The 23260-nt window shown below is 37.5% G+C and carries 24 protein-coding genes; 21 read left to right on the top strand and 3 right to left on the bottom strand.

The annotated features are described in order from the left end of the window. Positions 1 to 14: 14 nt before the first annotated feature. The 11 genes from KFZ58_RS10755 to KFZ58_RS10705 all read left to right on the top strand — a co-directional run bounded on the left by KFZ58_RS10755 (position 15) and on the right by KFZ58_RS10705 (position 8782). Positions 15 to 530: a YqeG family HAD IIIA-type phosphatase gene (locus KFZ58_RS10755; RefSeq protein ID WP_235791313.1), complete on the top strand. Its 516-nt coding sequence runs from the start codon at positions 15 to 17 to the stop codon at positions 528 to 530. Positions 531 to 533: 3 nt separating this feature from the next. Then, a complete protein-coding gene (gene yqeH / locus KFZ58_RS10750) occupies positions 534 to 1634 on the top strand; it encodes a ribosome biogenesis GTPase YqeH (protein WP_235791312.1) in 1101 nt (366 codons plus the stop codon). An 11-nt stretch (positions 1635 to 1645) separates the two neighbouring features. Further along, positions 1646 to 2491, top strand: a complete 846-nt coding sequence (aroE, locus tag KFZ58_RS10745; protein WP_235791311.1) for a shikimate dehydrogenase — start codon at positions 1646 to 1648, stop codon at positions 2489 to 2491. Position 2492: 1 nt separating this feature from the next. Continuing rightward, positions 2493 to 2783 (top strand): ribosome assembly RNA-binding protein YhbY, encoded by a 291-nt coding sequence (gene yhbY, locus KFZ58_RS10740; protein ID WP_235791310.1) that lies wholly within the window; start codon positions 2493 to 2495, stop codon positions 2781 to 2783. A gap of 26 nt (positions 2784 to 2809) precedes the next feature. Next, positions 2810 to 3379, top strand: coding sequence for a nicotinate-nucleotide adenylyltransferase (locus KFZ58_RS10735; protein ID WP_235791309.1), 570 nt, complete (start codon positions 2810 to 2812; stop codon positions 3377 to 3379). Next, complete coding sequence (yqeK, locus tag KFZ58_RS10730) at positions 3366 to 3941, top strand: bis(5'-nucleosyl)-tetraphosphatase (symmetrical) YqeK (protein ID WP_235791308.1); 576 nt, start codon at positions 3366 to 3368, stop codon at positions 3939 to 3941. Before KFZ58_RS10735 ends, yqeK begins: the two co-directional genes overlap by 14 nt. After that, a complete protein-coding gene (rsfS, locus tag KFZ58_RS10725) occupies positions 3942 to 4298 on the top strand; it encodes a ribosome silencing factor (protein WP_235791307.1) in 357 nt (118 codons plus the stop codon). 3 nt (positions 4299 to 4301) lie between these two features. Continuing rightward, positions 4302 to 5054 carry a class I SAM-dependent DNA methyltransferase gene (locus tag KFZ58_RS10720; RefSeq protein WP_235791306.1) on the top strand — a complete coding sequence of 251 codons (753 nt, stop codon included), beginning with the start codon at positions 4302 to 4304 and terminating at the stop codon, positions 5052 to 5054. A 144-nt stretch (positions 5055 to 5198) separates the two neighbouring features. Beyond that, positions 5199 to 5792: a helix-hairpin-helix domain-containing protein gene (locus tag KFZ58_RS10715; protein ID WP_235791305.1), complete on the top strand. Its 594-nt coding sequence runs from the start codon at positions 5199 to 5201 to the stop codon at positions 5790 to 5792. Positions 5793 to 5907: 115 nt separating this feature from the next. Beyond that, the gene (locus KFZ58_RS10710) at positions 5908 to 6474 is read left to right on the top strand and encodes a ComE operon protein 2 (protein ID WP_235791304.1); all 567 of its coding nucleotides are present in this window, start codon (positions 5908 to 5910) and stop codon (positions 6472 to 6474) included. Positions 6475 to 6493: 19 nt separating this feature from the next. Further along, positions 6494 to 8782, top strand: coding sequence for a DNA internalization-related competence protein ComEC/Rec2 (locus KFZ58_RS10705; RefSeq protein WP_235791303.1), 2289 nt, complete (start codon positions 6494 to 6496; stop codon positions 8780 to 8782). Positions 8783 to 8873: 91 nt separating this feature from the next. Here KFZ58_RS10705 and KFZ58_RS10700 read toward each other — a convergent pair whose 3' ends face one another. Then, a complete protein-coding gene (locus KFZ58_RS10700) occupies positions 8874 to 9008 on the bottom strand; it encodes a YqzM family protein (RefSeq protein ID WP_235791302.1) in 135 nt (44 codons plus the stop codon). A 301-nt stretch (positions 9009 to 9309) separates the two neighbouring features. On the opposite strand from KFZ58_RS10700, the gene holA reads away from it, so the two are divergent. Next, positions 9310 to 10335, top strand: coding sequence for a DNA polymerase III subunit delta (holA, locus tag KFZ58_RS10695; RefSeq protein ID WP_235791301.1), 1026 nt, complete (start codon positions 9310 to 9312; stop codon positions 10333 to 10335). Between the two features lie 148 nt (positions 10336 to 10483). Here the strand turns inward: holA and KFZ58_RS10690 are convergent, their stop codons facing one another. Both KFZ58_RS10690 and rpsT read right to left on the bottom strand, forming a co-directional pair. Beyond that, on the bottom strand, positions 10484 to 11935 hold the full coding sequence (locus KFZ58_RS10690; RefSeq protein WP_235791300.1) for an IS1182 family transposase: 1452 nt from the start codon (positions 11933 to 11935) through the stop codon (positions 10484 to 10486). A gap of 140 nt (positions 11936 to 12075) precedes the next feature. Further along, the gene (rpsT, locus tag KFZ58_RS10685; RefSeq protein WP_235791299.1) at positions 12076 to 12342 is read right to left on the bottom strand and encodes a 30S ribosomal protein S20; all 267 of its coding nucleotides are present in this window, start codon (positions 12340 to 12342) and stop codon (positions 12076 to 12078) included. A gap of 195 nt (positions 12343 to 12537) precedes the next feature. Here rpsT and gpr point away from each other — a divergent pair, with 195 nt between their 5' ends. The 9 genes from gpr to prmA all read left to right on the top strand — a co-directional run bounded on the left by gpr (position 12538) and on the right by prmA (position 23252). After that, a complete protein-coding gene (gene gpr / locus KFZ58_RS10680) occupies positions 12538 to 13641 on the top strand; it encodes a GPR endopeptidase (protein ID WP_235794727.1) in 1104 nt (367 codons plus the stop codon). A 117-nt stretch (positions 13642 to 13758) separates the two neighbouring features. After that, positions 13759 to 14940: a stage II sporulation protein P gene (gene spoIIP, locus KFZ58_RS10675; RefSeq protein ID WP_235791298.1), complete on the top strand. Its 1182-nt coding sequence runs from the start codon at positions 13759 to 13761 to the stop codon at positions 14938 to 14940. 12 nt (positions 14941 to 14952) lie between these two features. Further along, a complete protein-coding gene (locus KFZ58_RS10670) occupies positions 14953 to 15249 on the top strand; it encodes a hypothetical protein (RefSeq protein WP_235791297.1) in 297 nt (98 codons plus the stop codon). Positions 15250 to 15414: 165 nt separating this feature from the next. Then, positions 15415 to 17223, top strand: coding sequence for a translation elongation factor 4 (gene lepA, locus KFZ58_RS10665; protein ID WP_235791296.1), 1809 nt, complete (start codon positions 15415 to 15417; stop codon positions 17221 to 17223). Between the two features lie 176 nt (positions 17224 to 17399). Then, entirely contained in the window at positions 17400 to 18431 is a 1032-nt protein-coding gene (hrcA, locus tag KFZ58_RS10660; RefSeq protein ID WP_235791295.1) for a heat-inducible transcriptional repressor HrcA, read from the top strand. A 106-nt stretch (positions 18432 to 18537) separates the two neighbouring features. Further along, positions 18538 to 19113: a nucleotide exchange factor GrpE gene (gene grpE, locus KFZ58_RS10655; protein WP_304956793.1), complete on the top strand. Its 576-nt coding sequence runs from the start codon at positions 18538 to 18540 to the stop codon at positions 19111 to 19113. A gap of 33 nt (positions 19114 to 19146) precedes the next feature. Next, positions 19147 to 20979, top strand: coding sequence for a molecular chaperone DnaK (gene dnaK, locus KFZ58_RS10650; protein WP_235791294.1), 1833 nt, complete (start codon positions 19147 to 19149; stop codon positions 20977 to 20979). Positions 20980 to 21123: 144 nt separating this feature from the next. Next, positions 21124 to 22251, top strand: a complete 1128-nt coding sequence (gene dnaJ, locus KFZ58_RS10645; protein WP_235791293.1) for a molecular chaperone DnaJ — start codon at positions 21124 to 21126, stop codon at positions 22249 to 22251. Positions 22252 to 22313: 62 nt separating this feature from the next. Further along, the gene (gene prmA / locus KFZ58_RS10640) at positions 22314 to 23252 is read left to right on the top strand and encodes a 50S ribosomal protein L11 methyltransferase (protein WP_235791292.1); all 939 of its coding nucleotides are present in this window, start codon (positions 22314 to 22316) and stop codon (positions 23250 to 23252) included. The last annotated feature ends 8 nt before the right edge of the window (positions 23253 to 23260 follow it).

Genomic DNA, 23260 nt, shown 5'->3' with positions numbered 1-23260 from the left:
ATGAGGTGTAAGCAGTGTTTAAAAACTTTTTGCCTAATGAACATGTTAAACGTATATTTGATATTCAACCAGCGTTTTTAAAAGAAAAAGGGATAAAAGGGATTATTACAGATCTCGATAATACGCTCGTAGCTTGGGACGTTAAAGATGCTACCCCAGAAGTGATACAATGGTTTAAGCTTATGAAAGAGCATGATATTAAAGTCACAATCATTTCAAATAATAAGCAGGAAAGGGTAAAAATCTTCTCCGAACCATTAGGAACACCATTTGTGTATAGTGCCCGAAAACCATTAAGCCGGGCCTTTAAGACAGTAGCTAAACAAATGGAGTTAGAAAAGGAAGAAGTTTTAGTTATAGGAGATCAGGTATTAACAGATGTTCTTGGTGGGAACATTGCTGGTTTTTATACTATTTTAGTCATTCCGATTGTACAGTCAGATGGAAAATTAACAAGGGTGAACCGACAGATCGAGCGACGAATTCTAAATTATATGCGTAAAAAAGGTAAGATAAGCTGGGAGGAATAATTGTTGGAAACTATCTATTGTCAGGGATGCGGTGCTCAGATTCAAACTTCAAACCCGGATATGGGCGGCTACATACCGAACTCTTCACTTGCAAAGGAAAATGTATTATGTCAAAGATGCTTTCGACTGAAACATTATAATGAAGTGCAGGAGGTTTCGATCACAGACGATGATTTCCTGCAGATGGTTAGCAGTATCAGAAATACTGATGGTTTAGTTGTACATGTTATTGATATATTTGATGTGGATGGAAGTTTGGTTAAGAGCCTCCCCAGAATTATTGGTGATAATCCAATTGTATTAGTAGGAAATAAAGTTGATCTATTACCGAAATCCACCAATAAACGAAAACTTGCGCAATGGCTTAGATCTCAAGCAAAAGAAGCTGGCGTTACTGTGAGTGATGTTTTTTTGATATCCTCAACGCAAGGTCACGGGATAAAAGAATTAACGCATCAGCTTGAGGATTACCGTGAGAACAGGGATATCTATATTGTAGGTACGACCAATGTAGGAAAATCTACATTTATTAATCGATTAATTAAACAAACAAGTGGGGAAAATGACGTTATTACAACATCCTACTTCCCTGGAACAACACTTGGGTTTATCGAGATCCCATTGGATGATAAAACTTCCATAATCGATACTCCTGGTATCGTTAATAAACAACAGATGGCACATTATGTTTCAGACAAGGATTTAAAATTGATTACACCGAACAAAGAAATTAAGCCGAGGGTCTATCAATTAAATAGTTCCCAGACTTTATTCTTCGGCGGGTTGGCCAGGCTGGACTTTATCAAAGGGGACAGGGCGTCTTTTGTATGTTACTTTTCGAATCAGCTGCCAATACACCGGACGAAATTGGAGAATGCGGATGAGCTTTATGAGAATCATATTGGTGGTCTTTTGTCACCACCTAATGCGAAAACGCTCGAAAGCCTGCCACGTATGACTGAAAGCACCTTTCGTATTACAGGAGATAAAACAGATATTGTATTCCCGGGACTTGGCTGGGTAAGTATAGAGGGAAAAGACGTATCTGTTATTGCACATAGTCCAAAAGATGCTGCTATATCGGTTCGAAAATCATTGCTTTAGGAGGGGAGCTTATGGTATATCAGTTTGCACTTATTGGATATCCAATAAAACATTCACTTTCACCATGGATACATCAAAGCTTTCTGAACAAGGCTAACTTGGAAGGCATGTATTCGATTTATGAGATAACACCGGATGATTCTTTTTCTAGGAAGCTCAAGCGATTAATGGATGATCAGGTAGATGGGTTTAATGTTACGGTTCCCTATAAGGAAAAGATCATCTCGTTTTTGGATGACATTGACGAAGACGCTGCGAAAATTGGAGCAGTAAATACGGTTGTTAACCGTAATGGCAAGTGGATAGGCTATAATACAGACGGGGCAGGGTATTTACGATCATTAGAGAGTAAATTTCCGGACTTCCACTTGGATAAATCAAAACGAATTCTTCTAATTGGATCCGGTGGCGCAACACGAGGAATATATTATGCCCTAGTTCAAGCGGGATTTTTGCATATCGATATAACAAATCGAACCACAGAAAAGGCCGCCGAAATAGCAAAATTAAAAGGAAATTTTACAACAACTGCCGTTTTATCATTGGAACAGGCTGAGGAGATACTACAGGAGTATGATGTCATCATTCAAACAACATCGGTTGGAATGAAGCCAAATCATGAGAAGGTTATATTTCGACTAAACCAGCTTAAATCTCCAAGTATTGTCAGTGATATTATTTATCAGCCACTGGAGACCAAACTTTTAAAACAGGCGCGAGATGCAGGTGCTGGCTTGCACTTTGGGCATACAATGCTCCTGTATCAAGCACAATATGCTTTTGAAATATGGACAGGCAGGAAAGTGCCAATAGGAAATATGGATGAGCATCTACAACGACATTTGGAAGGAAGATAATATGTTAACAGGAAAGCAAAAGCGATTTTTGCGAGCAGAAGCTAATCAATTAAAGCCCATTTTTCAAGTTGGAAAATCGGGGGTAAATGAGAATATGGTAGAACAGATCAATGATGCCTTGGAAAAAAGAGAATTGATGAAGGTAAGTGTTCTGCAAAACAGCATGGATGATAAAGATATAGTTGCTGAACAATTGGCTGAAGGAACAGGAGCAGAAATTGTTCAAATTATCGGCAATAATATTGTATTGTATAAGGAATCAGCAGAGAACAAGCAAATTAAGCTCCCATAAAGATGATCCAAGTAAGGAGACCTAAGATGAAACGTGTCGGTATTTTAGGAGGAACATTTGATCCGCCTCACCTGGGGCATTTGATAATAGCGGAAGAAACACGGCTCGCACTTGATTTAGAGGAAGTCTGGTTTATCCCATCTTATACGCCTCCACATAAGACATCAGCAAAGTCGAGCGTGGAAGATCGAATTAATATGGTGAAAAGTGCTATAGAAGCAAATCCTTCTTTTACATGGAATGCAATTGAAGTGGAACGTTTAGGCAAATCCTATACGATTGATACAATGAAAGCATTAAGAGATGCGTATCCGTCGATTGATTTTTACTTTATAATTGGTGCAGATATGGTTGAATACCTGCCACAATGGGACCGGATTGATAAACTTATGAACCTGGTAACGTTCGTTGGTGTGAAAAGGCCAGGCTATCATCTAAAGACCCCCTATCCAATTGTGGAAGTGGATATACCAATGATTGATTTATCATCAACGTTTATAAGAAATCGGCTATGCAATAGAAAGTCGGTTCATTATTTACTACCAGAAACCGTTTATTCCTACATTAAGGAGAAGCAATTATATGAAAATAGATGAAGCAGTTACTCTCGTAAAACCTCATTTAACGAAGGAAAGATTTGACCATACCTTACGGGTAGCTGAGACTGCGGTCATTCTTGCAGATTTATACCATGAACCTGAGGAAGAAATAGAAATCGCAGCCATATTTCATGATTATGCGAAACAGCGCCCATTGGATGAATTAAAAAGGTGGATAGAAAGTACCCACTTGCAGAAGGATTTACTTCATTATCATCATGAATTATGGCATGGCCCTGTTGGTGCAATCCTTGTGGAGAAGGAATTTGGAATAAAAAATGCAGGAATACAGCGTGCTATTCATTATCATACGACCGGAAGAGCATACATGAGCAAAATAGAAATGATTATTTATTTAGCAGATTATATTGAACCAGGTAGAAGTTTCCCGGGAATTAATGAGGTAAGGGAATTGGCAAGAGAAGACTTAAGACATGCATGCTGGATGGCAATACGGAACTCGATTCATTATTTAATGCAAAAAAAGGCAACGATTTATCCAGACACATTTCATGCATATAATGATTTAACTAGACGTTTAGATGGAGGTAATTCGTAAATGGAAAATAAAGAAATTATTCAAGTTGCTGCAGAAGCTTGTGATGATGTGAGGGCAGAGGATATCATTGCCCTAGATATGAATCAGGTTTCACTTGTGGCAGATTATTTCCTGATTTGTCATGGTAATACAGAACGACAAGTACAGGCTATTGCCAGATCGATTAAAAATGCGATGGATGAAAGGAATTATACAATTAAGCGTATGGAAGGAATGGAGCATGGTAGATGGGTACTTGTCGATACCGGTGATGTAGTGTGTCATATTTTTCATAAGGACGAGCGAAGTTATTATAATTTGGAACGCCTATGGGGCGATGCCGCTAGAGTAGAATTAAACATTGGGCAAGAAGGCTAAATAATGGCATATAACCAAATGGCTTATGTGTATGACAAACTAATGGCACATGCCCCATACGATAAATGGGCTGAGTTCACAAGGGCAGCAGTAACACAATCCAGGAAACAAATTGAACACATCGCTGATTTAGGTTGTGGAACAGGAGAAATTACAACAAAACTGGCGGAGTTGGGATTCCGGATGACCGGACTGGATTACTCCACAGAGATGCTTACCTACGCTGAACATAAAGCAAGCGAAGAAGACTTAAGGATTCAATGGATGCGCCAGGATTTAAGGGAGATGCAGGGGCTCAATAATCTTGACGCAGCTATTAGTTATTGTGATGTCATTAATTATATTACGACGGAACAAGAATTGAGAAATGTTTTCAACAGGGTAGTGGATGCGTTGAAAGATGGGGGTTTATTTATTTTTGATGTTCATTCAATGTACCATGTAGAACATCATTTGATAAATCAAACATTTGCAGATGTCACCGAAGATGCTTCCTATATCTGGTTTTGCTCGGAAGGAGACATGCCTGGAGAAATGCATCATGATTTAACATTTTTTGCCTTAAATGGTGAAAAATATGAGAGATTTGACGAATATCATCATCAGCGTACGTATTCTATTTCATTTTTTCAGGAAATATTGTTGGATGCAGGGTTTGAAAATATAAAAATATATGCTGATTTCACCTTGAAAAATGAATTTATCGATGAAAAAGCAGAGAGAATTTTCTTTTTAGCTGAAAAAAGATCGGGATAATACAAAATTCCCGATCTTTATTTTTTTTAAAGGATTTATACAAAATCATGTCGAATTTAGTATATAATCGGATTAACCTCGCATTTGCTTCACGCCCCCGGTCGTGCTTTCCCATTCAATTTATCAAGAAGGATGTGACATGAATTGGTTGACTTACTTAAAAAAGGAGCATTTTTTATTGCGATTGCTGGAATAGTTGGCATTTTTCTTTTTCTCACTAGAGATGATAGTGTCGAAGAAAGCGAGACAGAATTTGATACTATTACTTCATCTCTGGACGTCGCAGCTGAACAAGATAATGCAGACGTCCAAAATGAAACGATAGCTATTGTTGATGTGAAAGGGGCTGTAACGACCCCGGGCGTTTATGAAATGGATAGCCAGTCGCGTGTCAATGATGTTATTCAAACAGCTGGAGGTTTTACGGAAGATGCAGACCAAACGCAAGTAAATCTTGCGCAAAAGGTTCAGGATGAAATGATTATTATCATTCCGAAAGAGGGAGAAGAGGCAAATGGCGGGGGTAGTGGAAGTTCTGAATCCGGGAAGGTAAAAATCAATCAAGCTACACAAGCGGAAATGGAAAGCCTAAATGGAATTGGCCCCTCTAAAGCACAGGCTATTATACAATATAGGGATGAACATGGATTATTCCAAACAGAAGAAGATTTACTTGAAATTTCCGGTATTGGGGAGAAAACGCTTGACAATTTTCGTGATGATATTCAAATTCCGTAGTATATTGACGGAAAATAACTCTGAATTTAAACTAGGATAAAATCGTTTGTTATGGACAAGTGTCCACGACACTAGTATGTAGAATGCTAAGTAGAACGTAAAGGAGGTTTTCGAAATGGAAAGAATAGCTTGGAATCAATATTTTATGGCACAAAGCCATCTGTTAGCACTACGGAGCACATGTCCAAGACTGATGGTAGGTGCCACCATTGTAAGAGAAAAACGAATAATAGCTGGAGGGTACAATGGAAGTGTTTCCGGCAGTGTTCACTGTATGGACGAGGGTTGTTATGTCATTGACGGCCACTGTGTTCGTACCGTACATGCCGAAGCTAACGCATTGCTGCAATGTGCAAAATTTGGTGTACCAACAGAAAACGCCGATCTATATGTAACCCACTTTCCTTGCCTGCAGTGCTGTAAACAGCTTATTCAAAGTGGGATAAACACCGTATATTATGCTGAAGATTATAAAAATCATTCCTATGCGATTGAACTGTTTCAAGAAGCAGGTGTTGAAACCAAAAAAGTGGAGTTGGATTATTTGGCAGTAGATACAACCTATCAGGAGAAAGCTGAACTTGTTAAAAAGCTGCTTGAGAAAATGGAAAGAGCAGCCGGTAGCAGTGATCAAGAGTTAGCTATGTTAAAGCATAGAGCAGAGGAGTTATTTAAAATTTAATATAAAGGTGACGAGATAAGTGAAAGGATATTGGCACTTTACCGCGATTTCAGTAGCAATAGGTATACTTACAATTGTATTCAATAATTATTGGTTTATAGCCGGTTTTCTCTTATGGTTATTTTATTTATATTACTATGAACGGTTAGGGAAAGTGCCAATCTTCATTTCCTTAACCTTTTTCCTCTTTTTTATCCTGTACATTCCCTCCATTGATGGGGTGAATGTAAAGCCACCCCCAGAATCAACTCAACATACAGGACAGATAATAGGTCCGGTAAACACCACAACGGAGAAAATTGATTTTCTATTTCAGGATTACGAATCTGAAAGTAAGACAATCATCGTTTATTTTCCAGAAAACAAGGATCAACCCCCCTCATTAGAAGAAAATTCAACGATAAAATATGGTGCAACATGTATCCTGCAAGGTAGTATGGAGATCCCTGAAGAGAGTAGGAATCCGGGGCAATTTGATTATCGTAATTATCTATTAACTAATGATATTTACTATCAGCTGATTGTTAACACATTAGATGATATACAATGTGAAGGATCGACATTTCTTCATCGGATATATACGCTCCGTGATAAATTGCTAAACCAAATAGATTCTAATTTAAGTATAGAAACCGCTGCTTGGCTAAGTGCATTGGTTTTAGGGGATGACAGTCGTATAAGTGAAGACACTGTTGAACTATTTCAAAGATGGAGCTTATCCCATATACTAGCAATTTCAGGTCTGCATGTAGGATTAGTTGTTGGTTTAATATATTTTATGCTCATTAAGCTGAATATTGTCACGAAAGAAAAGGCGCAGTGGATTATGATATTCTTCCTGCCGGTATACGCTTTAATTGCTGGAGGAGAACCATCTGTCTGGCGGGCAAGTACAATGGTTTTGATTTTCATTATTTTAAGTAAAACGAAATTAAAGTTTAGTGTTACAGATGTATTGAGTGTTGTATTCCTACTACTCATTTTATTTGATCCATATGTGGTGTATCATGTTGGATTTCAATTATCTTTTATCGTTACGTTTGGGTTGATTTTATCCAGGAAATGGATTTCTGATACGAGTACGCGCTATATGCAGATTTTTCAAATCGGATTTATTTCGCAAATGATGATTTTACCACTTTTGTTAGCCTACTTCTCAACTTTTCAACCATTATCCGTTCTTTTAAATTGGATTGTTGTTCCATATTTTTCTCTATTTGTAATACCTTTGATGTTTATATTATTACTGTTAACACCGTTGCCACCGGTTTTTACCGTGATTTTTGATGCTTTGTTTGTTTCTATTAACAAAATAGTGATCGGGTTTATTGAATTTGTGGACGCACACATGAGTTTCCCTTGGATTATTGGTGGATTGCCAATTGGTATTACTGTAATATATTACATTTTATTCTTTATCTTCATGAGAAATCTTCAACACAAAAAGTTAAAGCAAGCATTTATATATGGCTCCTGTATAACGATTTTAATTATGTGTGCTGCTATTCGACCATATGTTTCCCCAGTGGGAACGGTTACGATGCTCGATATTGGTCAAGGTGATGCCTTTGTTATTGAGTTGCCATATCGGCAAGGCGTTATTTTTATTGATGCAGGTGCCAGCTTCTCATTTGGAGATATGGAACCAACAGATAGTGTTTATAAACAAATCATTAAGCCGTATTTGCATTCAAGAGGAATCAATAAAATAGATGCTGTTTTTTTATCCCATGAGGACACAGACCATATTGGTAGTATTCCATTTATGATCGAGGAAATGGATGTTGAGAAAATAATAATTAGTAATTTTTATGAACTTAGTCAGGAAACAGCCGAAAGTTGGTATAATCATGGAGTTCAAATACAACAAGCCGGTCGTAATGAAATAATGGAGGTAAATGGAAAGGAATTCTATGTACTTGCACCATATAAAGATCATTTTTCAGCAAATGAAAATTCCCTTGTTTTATATACGGCATTTGGTGGTAAATACTGGCTCTTTGCTGGTGATATTGGAAAAAGTGAAGAAAAAGAAATCATACGAACGTATCAAAACTTGCCTGTCGATGTATTGAAGGTTGCTCATCATGGAAGCGACACATCTACAGATGAGGCATTTTTATCGCATATTAATGCTGATTATGCACTAATTTCTGTAGGAGAAAATAATTCCTATGGCCATCCGTCATTGGATGTATTGGAAACACTAAAAGAGGAAGGAGTAGATCTATTACGCACAGACATGGACGGAGCAGTCCAGTATCGATTCAAGGATAAGGAAGGAACATTTTTCAAGTATCTGCCATAGGTTATCATACGCAATACAAAAAGAGACTGTATGTATAAATTTATCCAGTCTCTTTGTTAGCATTAACATCTTCTGTTGTGGTGTTCATATCTTATTGCCCAACGACGCTTACAACAACACCTATAACAAAAATCAACATAAAGAAAATAAATGAGAAGGCAAATCCTTTAATCGAATCAGATACATCATGATTTTTGGACTGCGGATTTTGTTCAAATTCGTTCACATCGATCCCTCCTATATATAACACTAGTATAAATTAAATGCTAAGAAAAATCCACTTTTGGATGAAATTTGTTTTACGTTTTTCTTCTGGCATTTCTAGAAAGACTTAACATCTATACTTTTACTTAGACAGGATAATATAAATAACACAAACATCGTTTAACGTGTAGTTCCTAGGGCTATATTTTAAACGTTTATATAGATTTTAGAGGGAAATTGGGTCAAAATTTCCCTCTAAATATCCTTGCTATTCTTCAGGTTCCGTTTTAATATTGGTTATATACACAAATGGAGGGGATAATGTGACATATTTGGAAGTATTGCAACAAGTGAAAAAGAAGAATATATCCCCGGTTTTTTTACTATACGGATCTGAATCCTATTTCATACAGAATCTAAAAAAGCAACTTACTAAGGAAGTATTAGCCGGTGACCTGGATAATCAATCCACCTACGATCTGGAGGAAACACCCATACAGGAAGTTATTGCAGATGTAGAGACATATCCCTTATTCGGGGAGAGAAAATTGATTATTGCAAATAACCCGGGATTTTTAAAGTCGAAGCCGGATAAAGTTCCCTTCGAACATGATCTGGATACATTAAAGCATTACCTGGAATCGCCAGTTGATTATTCTATTCTGATAATAATTGCCCAATATGAAAAAATAGATGAGCGGAAAAAAATAAGTAAAGTCCTTAAAAAAAATGCAACTGTTGCGATATGTGAGCCTATTAAAGAATATGAAGTGGTAAAGTGGCTTAAAAATCTTGCCGGCCAGCTACATGTAACAATTGCAGATGATGCATATGAAATATTTGATACAGAATTATCAGCAAATCTGCATCTACTCGAAAGCGAATTAACAAAAATGGCTACCTTTGTTGGTGAAAATGGAACGATAACGAGAGAAATTGCTGAGGATTTAATTTCCCATACAACAAATGGATCTTCACTAAGACTTGCGGATGCTGTTATTGAACGCAATTTACATAAAGCGATGGCTGTTTACAAGGATCTTGAGAAAATGAAAGAAGAACCGATTGCATTGATTGGCCTGTTGGCGTTTCAGTTTCGAATAATGTTGCGTGTAAAGCTTTTGAAAGCAAAAGGCTATAGCCAACCGCAAATGGAAAAACAGCTTGGTGTACATCCATATGTTGTTAAAATTGCACTAAAAAGGGAAAAATATTTCACTGTTAGAAGATTGCAGGATATTATGGATAAGCTAGCGAATACGGATGCCGTGATGAAAAAAGGAGGAATGGAGAAAGAATTAGCATTTGAGTTATTATTATATGAATTGGTACAAGCATCTAAGCAATAAAAAAACGATCCAAATAACTGAGGTCACTGAAGAACTGTCTAATTTTATAAATTAGACTGATTCCACATTCAAAAAAGCAGCTGTTCCGGATTTATTTTTTCCGGAACAGCTGCTTTTTTGAAGCGAGGGGGCGTATTCAGTCTTCATTTTATTCGATCAGCTTCAGGATTCTTTTTAAGTTGACGGTGAAGATTGCCATCGCACCTTGTAAATACATGCCATCAAGACCCGAAGATGAGGAAACCTCATATCCGTGTCTATGTTTCAATTCGCTATTCTTTGCTTCAATCTTATAACGTTCTTTTGCTTTTTCCTTAAATTTCTCACTCTCTTGAAATTCCCTTTGTTTCTGATGCTCTTCTGATTTAATACTTACCGAATAGGTTTTTGATTTAGCACCAGGTTTATAGCATCCTTCTTGGAGAGGACAACGTTTACATTTCTCTACGTCAAAATAGTACGTTTGTGTTTGATTTTTGTTCTGTCCCTTTTTTCCAACACGCGCTTTTCTTGTAGCCATATGCCCTGCTGGACAAACATACATCCCCGCATCTTTATTGAATTCAAACGCATCATCTTTATCACGACTACCGTGCGATACATTTGGATTTAACTTGGCAACCAAGTCCAGCTCGTTTTTTATCGCGTATCTGATATTATCCTTATCTGAATAAGCTGCATCCCCAATAATCGTATCGATGGACATTCCCGTTTCCTCACTCTTTTCGATCAAGGTTTGAAGTTGCTTCCCATCGTTTTTCTCGCCAGTTGTCACTGTAGCTGCCGTAATAATACGCTCTTCACTCATGGCCAGGTGCGTTTTATATCCGAAAAAACTGGAATCCGCGGATTTGTGTGCTACACGTGCATCTGGGTCTTCAGAGTGCTGAAGAAAATTGACATCATCATCCATTGTTTCTTTGAGAAGGTTCAACGGTTCTTTCACTTTGGGATATTCTTGAAGCACCGGTTCCGCCTCAATGACATCGACTAGTTCTTGTGTGTAGGCAAGTTCATCCTCAATCGTATCGGATTGGGGTTTCTTGGGGAATTTTTCTTTCATGGACTCATCAATCGAGTAGATTTCTTTGCGTACCTTTTTCGAACGATTGCGAAGTATTTCCTGTGGTGTCAGTTGATTGTATTTTGACTTCGTATGTGTTGCATCTACAATGATTGCTTTTGATTGAATGATATCTTTTTCCACAGCGATTTCAACTGTTTTGCCAAGTAAGAGTTCAAGGAGGTTTTCGTCTCCCAAACGTTTACGGCGAAAATGCGTCAATAGGCTTGAATCAATAACCTCTTCTTCAGGAGCCATCTCCAGGAAATACTTAAAGGACATGTCCACGCGTGCGCGTTCTACTAAGTCAGTATCAGAAAGATTATAAATGGTTTTTAAAAGAAGATATTTAAACATACCAATCGGATGAACGGCATTCCGGCCGTTATCATGGCAATACTTGTCTTTTAACTCATCATAGATAAAGGTAAAGTCAACAAGTTCGTTGATTTCTCTTAGTAAATGATCCTTTGGAATAATGGCATCATATAATCCTGCATAGTTACTCAGATTCATCGACAGTTGACGTTCAATCATCCAATCCCTCATTTTTTATGTATTACTATTATTGTACAATAAATCAGCCCATCTTTCTTCAAAAATCGGAAGAAAGATGGGCTAATATTTAATACAATTGGACTTTTTCAGTGACCTCAAATAACTGGATCGTTTTTTTATTATGCGCTAACGCTATTCACCAAATTTGCTAGGCGGGATTTTTGACGATCTCCGTTATTTTGATGGATAACCCCTTTTTGAATAGCTTTATCAATGTGTTTTGTTGTTTCTTGTAATGCGAGTTTAGCGTTTTCTATATCATTCGCTGCAACTAATTTTTCTACATGTTTGATCTGTGTACGCATTTCTGATTTTTGTGCTTGGTTATTTTCGCGCTTTTTATTATTCGTATCAACACGCTTAATTGCTGATTTTATATTAGCCATGATTTCACCTCCTGATGAAAATAAATTCTTTCATAAGTTTATCATCCTTATTTATAATAATAACTTCTGAACAAGAGATATTTTACCAAAGGAAGGCCATGTTTTCAAGTAGCTTATGTTTCATATGATTTGTATGTTTTTGAACAAGATGTGAATTCTATTACTAAGGATTGGAAGAAAGGATGTTTAGTTATGATGGAAGATGAGAAAAAAATCCCTCAAGTTAGAACGGATTTAGCAATAGAAGCACGGGATATGTATGCAGAAACCGATAAAAAGGAAGAACAGGAAAAACAAATTAAAGGTGTAACAGTAAAAGAACGTAAGGAAGATAATATAAAAGTGTCTTATGTTGAAATTGACGAGGAGGGCGGCGAATTAATAAATAAGAAAGCCGGATCTTATATTACGATTTATGCAGATGGTGTTAAACGACAGGATACAGACAGACAGGAATCAGCAGCAAAAATCCTGGCGAAAGAGTTAGAACAATTAATGGAAAAAAATAATATACCTAAAGACAGCACAGGATTAATCGTCGGTCTTGGCAATTGGAATGTAACACCGGATGCATTAGGTCCGATGTCTGCAGAAAAGATACTTGTAACAAGTCATTTATTTCAAATGGAGCATGAAACGGTTTCTGAAGGATATCGTTCCGTGGCAGCTGTAACACCTGGTGTTATGGGGGTAACAGGGCTTGAAACAAGTGATATTATTTTCGGTATTGTGGAGAAATTCAACCCGGATTTTATTATTGCGATTGATGCACTTGCATCAAGATCCATTGAGCGCATTAATGAAACAATTCAGCTGTCTGATTCAGGTATACATCCAGGCTCAGGGGTCGGGAATAAGCGGAAAGAATTAAGTCAGGATACATTAGGAATACCAGTTATGGCAATAGGCGTCCCAACTGTTGTTGATGCTGTAACGATTACAAGTGATACGATAGACTTTCTGTTAAAACATTTTGGTAGGGAAATGAACGAAAAGGATAAACCTTCCAAATCATTAGCCCCAGCTAGTTTATCATTTGGACATAAGGAATTCAGTGAAGACGATCTGCCCGACGCGGAAAAACGAAAAACCTTCCTTGGGGTGCTAGGTGGTCTATCAGAGGAAGAAAAAAGGAAATTAATAGACGAAGTATTGACACCCATTGGGCATAATTTAATGGTCACACCAAAAGAAGTGGATGGTTTTATGAAGGACATGGCGGATGTAATTGCAAACGGAATTAATGCGGCATTACACGAGAAGGTGGATGTTGATAATTTTGCGAACTATACAAGATAAATGGTTGTAGTTCTCTATTGATTCTATAGAAATGCATATTTGGTTCTAGTTCCTGAAATTATATCATAGAGTTTATTGAAGAGTGATTAATCTTTTGATTTCAGGAAGGGTGGAACCATGCTTTTAGGAAGCAATAATCATCACGCTCGAAATCGAGTCAATCCTATTTATAAAAAAAGTGCGATGTATCTGATTAGTATTGTTGTTTTATTTATATTCATTGGTATATTGACAACGATTCAGCCTGCTTATCGCTTCTCGTCGAATACGATTACTGAGTGGACGAGTGATATAGATGGATCCATATTTTTATCTTTACTAGGAATGGAAAATAGGGCGTTTAATCAAGCTTATCCCAATAATGAGACGTTACCTGACATATCCACCACCCTTTTTCAAATAGCTACAAGCATCAAACCAAATGATCCGAGGAGTTTACTTGGAAATGAATTACCCGGATATTCGATTTTTGATAGCCAGATATTAATCGCCGGTGAAGGAACAAATTATACAAACCTCCCTGTAGAGTCCTCACCACCGTTAGAAGAAGTTTTAAGGGACAGGGAAGCGGTTATAGCAGAAGAATCAAATGATCCAGAGGATTCCGGTTCCGAAGAAGAGGATGAGACCACACCAAGCACTGGCGAACGAGATGTTGTTTTTCTTTATAATACACATAACCGTGAATCTTTTCTGCCCCATTTACCTGATGTAACAGAGCCTGACCAGGCATTTCACGATGAGGTGAACATAACGCAAGTGAGCGACCGATTAGCTGAGTCTTTAGAAGCGAAGGGTATTGGAACCAACGTTGATGATACGGATATCAGCAATGAACTTAGTGAAAAAGGAATGAGTTTTTCTCAGTCATATGAGGCTTCACGGGATGTAGTAGAAGAAGCATTTGCCACTAATGAAGAGATACAATATGTTTTCGATTTGCATCGTGATGCTGTATCCAGAGACATAACAACAAAAGAAATAAATGGAAAGTCATATGCCAGGATTATGATCGTTGTCGGTGCTGAACATGCTGAACATGAGAAGAACCTGGAATTTGCTACTGAACTGCATTATCTGTTGGAAGAAAAATACCCCGGTCTAAGCAGAGGGGTTTATCCGAAAGAAGGCTCTGCAACGAACGGTGTATTTAATCAGGATCTATCGGAAAATTCATTGGTACTGGAGTTCGGTGGAGTTGAAAACAATATGGAAGAATTAAACCGATCAGCTGATGCATTGGCAGAGGTATTTAGTGAGTTATATTGGGATGCAGAAGAAGTAGATACAGACTCATAGGAGGTATGATGTATGGCTCGCTCATTTATAGTTATTTTGTTACTTGCCGTTTTTTTTCTAACAGGTATGTTGTATGGGATGGATAACGATGATACCGCTATAAACGATGAATCAGAAGGATCCGATCAAGCGGTTGTGATTGAAGAAGAAGAGATAGAGACAATTGAATCCTCTTCTATAGATGTAATGGATAGGCAGGAACCAGTCCATTTCGTACAAAAGGCGGCTTCTTTTTTGGAGACATTCGTGAAAGGTTTTTATGAACTGGTTGTACAGGGTTTATATCAGGTCTCACAATTGTTTTTTTGATCCATGTTAAAGCCCTTATCAAAGAATGTTGATAAGGGCCTTTTTTTGTTTTTTTATTGAATCTAAGTGATTGCATTGCTATAATCAAAGCTAGTATTGCCGTGTGATAAATTTGAAGCTTTTATCTATAATGTGGTAAAAGGCATGTAGGAGTGAGGATCATTAATGGTGAAACAAGACAGAAATGTACGGAACTTTTCGATTATAGCACACATTGATCATGGTAAATCAACGCTGGCTGATCGGATTTTAGAAAATACGAAAGCATTAACACAACGTGAAATGAAAGAGCAATTCCTTGATGGAATGGATTTGGAACGTGAACGAGGAATTACGATAAAATTAAATGCAGTACAGCTGGAATATACAAGTAATAGCGGCGAGGAATTTATTTTTCATTTAATTGATACACCTGGACATGTCGATTTCACATATGAAGTTTCCAGAAGCCTTGCTGCGTGTGAAGGAGTCATATTAGTAGTAGATGCGGCACAGGGTATCGAAGCACAAACATTGGCAAACGTGTATCTTGCACTTGAAAATGAACTGGAAATAATTCCAGTTATTAATAAAATAGATCTTCCAAGCGCAGAACCGGAGCGTGTAAAAAAAGAATTGGAGGATATTGTCGGTATTGATGGAGATGATGTCATATTAGCTTCAGCAAAATCGAACATCGGGATTGAAGACATACTTGAGAGGGTAACGGAGGTTATTCCTGCGCCTAGTGGAAATGAAAATAATCCATTAAAAGCACTTATTTTTGATTCATTATACGATTCCTATCGCGGGGTCATCGCATATATTTCTATAAAAGATGGTTCTGTGAAAGTCGGCGATAAGATTAAAATGATGGCTACAGGAAAAGAATTTGAAGTTAACGAAGTTGGTGTGTTTTCACCACAACCAATTAAAAAGGAAGAGTTACTCGTTGGTGATGTTGGGTATTTAACAGCATCTATTAAAGACGTCGGTGATTCGCGTGTCGGCGATACGATTACCCATGTAAATAGAGAAGCAGAAGAAGCTCTACCGGGATATCGCAGGTTAAATCCAATGGTTTTCTGTGGTTTATATCCGGTTGATGCAAACAATTATAATGCTTTGCGAGAGGCTTTGGAAAGGCTGGAGTTAAACGATTCGTCACTCCAATATGAACCGGAATCCTCACAAGCATTAGGATTTGGGTATCGTTGTGGATTTTTAGGATTATTGCATATGGAAATCATTCAGGAGCGAATTGAACGCGAATTTAATATAAATTTAATCACTACTGCTCCTAGTGTTATCTATGAGGTTGAACTGACAGACGGAGAGTCCCTAGTAGTGGATAATCCATCAATGATGCCAGATCCGCAACAAGTACAGGAAATAAGTGAACCGTTTGTTAAAGCAACAATTACGGTACCAAGTGAATATGTAGGTCCTGTTATGGAAATAGCGCAGAAAAAGCGGGGACAATTTATCGATATGCAATACTTGGATGATATTCGGGTGAATGTTATTTATGATATTCCTTTATCCGAAATTGTTTACGACTTTTTTGATCAATTGAAGTCCCATACAAAAGGATATGCTTCGTTTGATTATGAATTAACCGGTTATCGAGATTCAAATCTTGTAAAAATGGATATTTTATTGAATGGAGATACAATCGATGCATTATCCTTTATCGTGCATCGGGATTTTGCACATGAACGTGGAAAACAAATTGTTGAAAAGCTAAAAAAACTTATTCCAAGACAACAATTTGAGGTCCCGGTTCAAGCAGCTATAGGAAATAAAATTGAAGCACGTTCCACCATTAAGGCTGTGAGGAAAGATGTAACTGCAAAATTATATGGTGGTGATGTTACACGTAAGCGTAAACTGCTGGAAAAACAAAAAGAGGGTAAGAAACGCATGAAAATGGTTGGATCTGTAGAAGTTCCACAAGAAGCGTTTATGGCTGTATTAAAAATGGATGATGATTAATAATAATGGAGGGGAAACTTAGAAGGCATCTTTTTGCTGAGGAGTTTCCCCTCTGTTTTTAGTAAACCTTTCACAAATATGAGCAATACATGTTTATTGACAAAGAAATAATGATTTGATAATTTATTAATAGCATTAGCACTCACTAACTAAGAGTGCTAACAGGGGTGATTATCATGTTGACAGAAAGGCAGTTATTGATTTTGCAAGTAATTATTGATGATTTCATTGAGTCGGCGTATCCGGTTGGCTCTCGTGCTATTTCTAAAAAAGATAATATACCTTATAGTGCTGCAACGATAAGAAATGAAATGGCAGATTTGGAAGAGATGGGTTTCCTGGAGAAAACACATTCCTCTTCAGGAAGGGTGCCTTCTGAACAGGGTTATCGTTATTATGTTGATAATTTGATAGCACCAATTTCCAATCAAACCAATACAAACGTAATTAAGGATTTTATTGCAGATGGTTTCTTTGAATTTGAGCAAATGGTTCAAATGTCGGCAGAAGTGTTATCCGAATTAACCAATTATACTTCAATAATCCTGGGTCCTGAATTATATGAAGCAAAATTAAAGCAACTGCAAATCGTCACACTCTCAAGGAACACGGCTGTTGCTATCCTAGTAACAAATACAGGCCATGTCGAGCATCGATCATTTTCGATACCAGTTGAAATTAACCCGCTGGATTTGGAAAAAATGGTGAATATCTTGAATGATCGACTGTTAGGAGTGCCAGTCGTACGCCTGCGGGAAATGTTTAATACGGAAATTACCTCTCTTATGAAGTTGTATGTGAATGACTTTGATAAATCATACGATTATTTAAAAGCAGCGTTCTTTAATGAATCTCCAGTTAAACTATATATTGGTGGGAAATCCAATATTTTGATGCAGCCTGAATTTGATGATGTAGATAAGATACGCTCTTTTTATTCCATGATTGAAAAGGAAGATGAAATAGCAAATCTTTTGAAGCGAACAAATGAGGGAATAAGGGTGACAATTGGAAATGAAAATAAGGTAGATGCTATTAAAGACTTCAGCTTAATTACGACGGCATATCAATCAGGTGATGGTCAAATGGGCACTATTGCTTTACTTGGACCAACAAGAATGGAGTACAGGAAGGTAATTTCATTGTTAAATATATTATCAAATGAGATGACAGACGCATTATACATGTGGTATAAAAACAATGAATAATAGATAATCTTTTTCAGGAGCGAGTGACCAGAGGACTTCCAGGTTTAATTCATATGTTATTCATGATATAGTCTTATTTGGTTATTTTTAAATAGGAGGTGTTACGGTGGAAAAGCATGATAAAGATACAATTACAAAAGATGACGTCAACCAAAAAGATGAATCAGAACAAATAGAAGTCATTGATTCAGAAGAAACAGAAGCAGGAACCTCCGAAGAAACGTCGGATTCCGAACAGAAAGAAATGGAAGCATTAAAACAGGAAAAAGAGGAACTACAAGATCGATTGCTTCGTTTGCAGGCGGAATTTGATAATTTCAAAAAGCGCTCGCAAAAGGAAAAAGAGGTAGATCGCAAGTATAAAGCCCAAGACCTGGTAAATGAGTTATTACCTGCAATAGATAATTTTGAAAGAGCTTTGCAAGTAGAAGTAACAGATGCGACTTCCAGCCTTATTGATGGCATCACAATGGTATATCAGCAATTGAAAGATGCACTCAAGTCTCAGGGTGTAGAAGAGATTGAAGCAGAAGGGAATGTATTTGATCCAAACCTGCACCATGCAGTGATGCAAGTAGAGGAAGAAGAAGTAGAATCAAATACAGTTGTAGAAGAATTACAAAAAGGGTATATTTTGAATGATCGTGTTATTAGACCTGCAATGGTAAAAGTAAATAAATAACTTTGTATGGAGCAGTTAAGGAGGAAAATAGGTATGAGTAAAATAATTGGTATTGATTTAGGAACAACAAACTCAGTTGTAGCAGTAATGGAAGGTGGTGAATCCGTCGTAATTCCTACTCCTGAAGGGAATCGCACAACACCATCTGTAGTTGCTTTTAAAAATGGTGAAAGACAGGTTGGAGAAGTAGCAAAGCGTCAAGCAATTACAAATCCGAATACTATTCAATCTGTTAAACGTCATATGGGCACAGATTATAAAATAACAATAGAAGATAAAGAATATACACCACAAGAGGTATCCGCAATTATCCTGCAGCATATTAAATCATACGCTGAAGAATACCTTGGGGAAACAGTTGAGAAAGCTGTCATTACTGTACCAGCTTATTTCAATGATGCAGAGCGTCAGGCTACAAAAGACGCAGGTAAAATCGCAGGACTAGAAGTAGAACGTATTATTAATGAGCCTACAGCTGCAGCACTTGCTTACGGTATAGACAAAGAAGATCAGGATCAAACGATTCTTGTATATGACCTTGGTGGAGGAACATTTGACGTATCTATCCTAGATATTGGTGACGGTACATTTGAGGTTATTTCCACAGCGGGAGACAACCGTTTGGGCGGTGACGACTTTGATGAACTTGTCATTGATTATATGGTACAGGAATTTAAAAAAGAAAACGGCATCGACTTATCCAAAGATAAAATGGCTACACAGCGTTTGAAAGATGCTGCTGAAAAAGCGAAAAAAGAGCTATCAGGCGTATCTCAAACACAAATATCACTGCCATTTATCACAGCAGGAGAAGCTGGACCGTTGCATATGGAAATGAATTTAACTCGTGCTAAGTTTGAAGAACTTACTTCAGAATTGGTAGAACGTACAATGGTTCCTGCACGAAAAGCATTATCTGATGCTAACTTAAGTGCAAATGAAATTGATAAAGTGATATTAGTTGGTGGTTCAACACGTATTCCTGCTGTTCAGGAGGCAATTAAGCGTGAAACAGGAAAAGATCCTTCCAAAGGAGTTAACCCTGATGAAGTTGTAGCATTAGGTGCAGCTATTCAAGGTGGTGTGCTTCAAGGTGATGTTAAAGATGTAGTCTTATTGGACGTTACACCACTTTCTTTAGGTATTGAAACAATGGGATCTGTTTCCACAAAATTGATTGAGCGTAATACAACAATTCCAACAAGTGAATCGCAAGTGTTCTCAACAGCTGCGGATAATCAGACTGCTGTAGATATTCATGTACTTCAGGGTGAACGTGAAATGGCGGCAGATAATAAAACATTGGGTCGTTTCCAATTAACAGATATCCCACCAGCGCCAAGAGGCGTTCCTCAAATCGAAGTGAAATTTGACATCGACTCAAATGGTATTGTGAATGTTAGCGCGAAAGATATGGGCACAAACAAAGAGCAATCCATTACGATCAAATCGTCATCAGGTCTTTCGGATGAGGAAGTTGAAAAAATGGTAAATGAAGCTGAAGAAAACGCAGAAGAAGATAAGAAACGCCGTGAAGAAGTAGATTTACGCAATGAGGCTGATCAACTTATTTTCACAACAGATAAAACAATCAAAGACCTCGGTGATAAAGTAACAGATGACGAAAAACAAAAAGCTGAAGATGCAAAAGAAGCATTGAAAACAGCGATCGAATCTGACGACATTGAACAGATTAGAGAGAAGAAAGATGCACTCCAGGAAGAAGTACAACAGCTTACTGTTAAACTTTATGAACAAGCCCAGCAAGACGCTCAAGCTGCGCAAGGATCAGAAGGACAAGGCAGCGAAGACGTAACAGAGGCGGATTATAAAGAAGTAGACGAAGAAGAAGATAAAAAAGAATAGAAATCAAATAAAAAAGGTCAAAGTCAGGATCCTCTTGGCTTTGACCTTTTTATCTAAAATGGATACTCTCTAAGCAGATTTGCTACGAGGGATCGAGTAATGATAAGATAATATTTATGCTAGTGTCGGGAGAGTGATCAACAAGTGAGTAAACGCGATTATTATGATGTACTAGGAGTCGGAAAGGATTCCTCAAAAGACGAAATTAAAAAAGCGTACCGGAAGTTAGCAAGAAAATATCATCCGGACGTGAATAAAGAAGAGGATGCAGCGGACAAATTTAAAGAAGCCAAAGAAGCATATGAAGTGCTAAGTGATGAACAAAAGCGCACGCAATACGATCAATTTGGGCATGCAGGCGCGCAAAACCAAGGCTTTGGCGGTTTTGGCGGTGGAGCACAGGACTTTGGCGGTTTTGGTGATATCTTTGACATGTTCTTTGGTGGCGGAGGCCGCAGAAGAGATCCAAATGCACCACAGCAAGGGGCAGATCTGCAATATACAATGACACTGGAATTTGAAGAGGCTATTTTTGGAAAAGAAACAGATATCCGTATTCCAAAAGAGGAAAATTGTGAAACATGTAATGGGTCTGGCGCAAAACCTGGAACAAAAGTCAATACATGTTCTCATTGTAATGGATCCGGTCAGTTAAATACGGAACAGAATACACCGTTTGGCAGGGTTGTTAATCGCCGTGTATGCCATCACTGTAATGGATCCGGAAAAATTATACCGGAAAAATGTACGACATGTGGCGGAGCTGGAAAAGTGAAAAAGCATAATAAAATTCATATCACCATCCCTGCAGGTATCGATGAAGGTCAACAAGTTCGTGTATCCGGAAAAGGAGAAGCTGGTGTAAACGGGGGACCTCCTGGTGATTTATATGTGCTTATTCAAATAAAACCGCATGATTTCTTTGAGCGTGAAGGAGATCATATTTATTGTGAAATACCATTAAACTATGCCCAGGGAGCATTAGGTGATGAAGTAGAAGTCCCTACTGTTCATGGTAAAGTTATGTTAAAAATACCTGCTGGGACTCAATCAGGAAAAACATTCCGCATGAAAGGAAAGGGTGCACCAAACGTTCGTGGATATGGTCATGGAGACCAACATATTATTGTGAAGATTGTTACACCTACGAAATTAACAGAGCGTCAAAAAGAACTATTACGTGAATTTAATGAAATTGGTGGTAACGAATCAACAAATGAGCAGGACAGCTCCCTTTTTCAACGTTTTAAAAATGCTTTTAAAAGTGAATAACGATGTGAGCTTCACATCGTTACATATAAGCGCTTTTCTATAGATGAAATGAGTGGATTGAAATGAAATGGTCAGAAATATGTATTCATACAACGAACGAAGCAATAGAACCAATTTCCAACATATTAGACGAAATTGGTGCAAGCGGGCTTGTAATTGAAGACCCACTGGATTTAGTCAAAGAACGGGATACATTTTTCGGTGAAGTTTATGAGTTGAACCCGAATGAATACCCACAGGAAGGTGTGTATATTAAAGCATACCTTCCTGCAGGCGATCGTTTAGATGAAGTTGTTGAGCGTATAAAACAAGACGTTACGAATTTGAAAAACTATGCCATCGATATTGGGAAAAACCATGTAACATCTAGAGAAATAAATGAGGAAGATTGGGCAAATGCCTGGAAAAAATATTATAAGCCAATTCATATTTCGGATAAAGTCACAATAATACCTACATGGGAAGAATATACACCAATTTCTAGTGACGAAATTATTATTGAACTTGATCCGGGAATGGCTTTTGGGACAGGAACACATCCAACTACAATTCTCAGTATACGAGCGCTAGAAAAGTATATAAAGAAAGCGGATGTCGTTATCGACGTTGGTTCTGGTTCCGGTGTATTAAGTATCGCTTCATCTCTGCTGGGCGCCGGCAATGTATATGCATATGACTTGGATGATGTGGCAGTAAAAAGCACGAAAGTAAATGCAGAACTTAATAAACTGGATAAACAAATCGAAGCGAAACAGAATAATTTACTTAATCAAGTCAATATGAAAGCAGATGTTATCGTATCAAATATTTTAGCTGAAATTATTATTCAGTTTGTTGATGATGCTTGGCAAACCCTAGAATTTGGTGGTTTATTCATTATGTCCGGTATTATTCAAACGAAAGAACAGATAGTAAAAGATAAATTGGAGCAGCAAGGGTTTGAAATTCTGGAAGTAAATATGTTGGAAGATTGGATTTCTATTACAGCCAGGAAAGTTTAAATAAAAAG

This window comes from Virgibacillus sp. NKC19-16 (assembly GCF_021560035.1).
GTDB classification, from domain to species: Bacteria; Bacillota; Bacilli; order Bacillales; family Amphibacillaceae; genus Virgibacillus_L; species Virgibacillus_L salidurans.
The sequence above is the reverse complement of the archived record's forward strand: the minus strand, read 5'-3'. Positions and strand labels throughout refer to the sequence as shown.

Excerpts from the sequence above, each read along its gene's own strand:
- aroE (WP_235791311.1), top strand. The coding sequence starts at position 1,646 with ATGGTATATCAGTTTGCACTTATTGGATATCCAATAAAACATTCACTT.
- yhbY (WP_235791310.1), top strand. The coding sequence starts at position 2,493 with ATGTTAACAGGAAAGCAAAAGCGATTTTTGCGAGCAGAAGCTAATCAA.
- KFZ58_RS10735 (WP_235791309.1), top strand. The coding sequence starts at position 2,810 with ATGAAACGTGTCGGTATTTTAGGAGGAACATTTGATCCGCCTCACCTG.
- yqeK (WP_235791308.1), top strand. The coding sequence starts at position 3,366 with ATGAAAATAGATGAAGCAGTTACTCTCGTAAAACCTCATTTAACGAAG.
- rsfS (WP_235791307.1), top strand. The coding sequence starts at position 3,942 with ATGGAAAATAAAGAAATTATTCAAGTTGCTGCAGAAGCTTGTGATGAT.
- KFZ58_RS10720 (WP_235791306.1), top strand. The coding sequence starts at position 4,302 with ATGGCATATAACCAAATGGCTTATGTGTATGACAAACTAATGGCACAT.
- KFZ58_RS10710 (WP_235791304.1), top strand. The coding sequence starts at position 5,908 with ATGGAAAGAATAGCTTGGAATCAATATTTTATGGCACAAAGCCATCTG.
- KFZ58_RS10690 (WP_235791300.1), bottom strand. The coding sequence starts at position 11,935 with ATGATTGAACGTCAACTGTCGATGAATCTGAGTAACTATGCAGGATTA.
- rpsT (WP_235791299.1), bottom strand. The coding sequence starts at position 12,342 with ATGGCTAATATAAAATCAGCAATTAAGCGTGTTGATACGAATAATAAA.
- gpr (WP_235794727.1), top strand. The coding sequence starts at position 12,538 with ATGGAAGATGAGAAAAAAATCCCTCAAGTTAGAACGGATTTAGCAATA.
- spoIIP (WP_235791298.1), top strand. The coding sequence starts at position 13,759 with ATGCTTTTAGGAAGCAATAATCATCACGCTCGAAATCGAGTCAATCCT.
- KFZ58_RS10670 (WP_235791297.1), top strand. The coding sequence starts at position 14,953 with ATGGCTCGCTCATTTATAGTTATTTTGTTACTTGCCGTTTTTTTTCTA.
- lepA (WP_235791296.1), top strand. The coding sequence starts at position 15,415 with ATGGTGAAACAAGACAGAAATGTACGGAACTTTTCGATTATAGCACAC.
- hrcA (WP_235791295.1), top strand. The coding sequence starts at position 17,400 with ATGTTGACAGAAAGGCAGTTATTGATTTTGCAAGTAATTATTGATGAT.
- dnaK (WP_235791294.1), top strand. The coding sequence starts at position 19,147 with ATGAGTAAAATAATTGGTATTGATTTAGGAACAACAAACTCAGTTGTA.
- prmA (WP_235791292.1), top strand. The coding sequence starts at position 22,314 with ATGAAATGGTCAGAAATATGTATTCATACAACGAACGAAGCAATAGAA.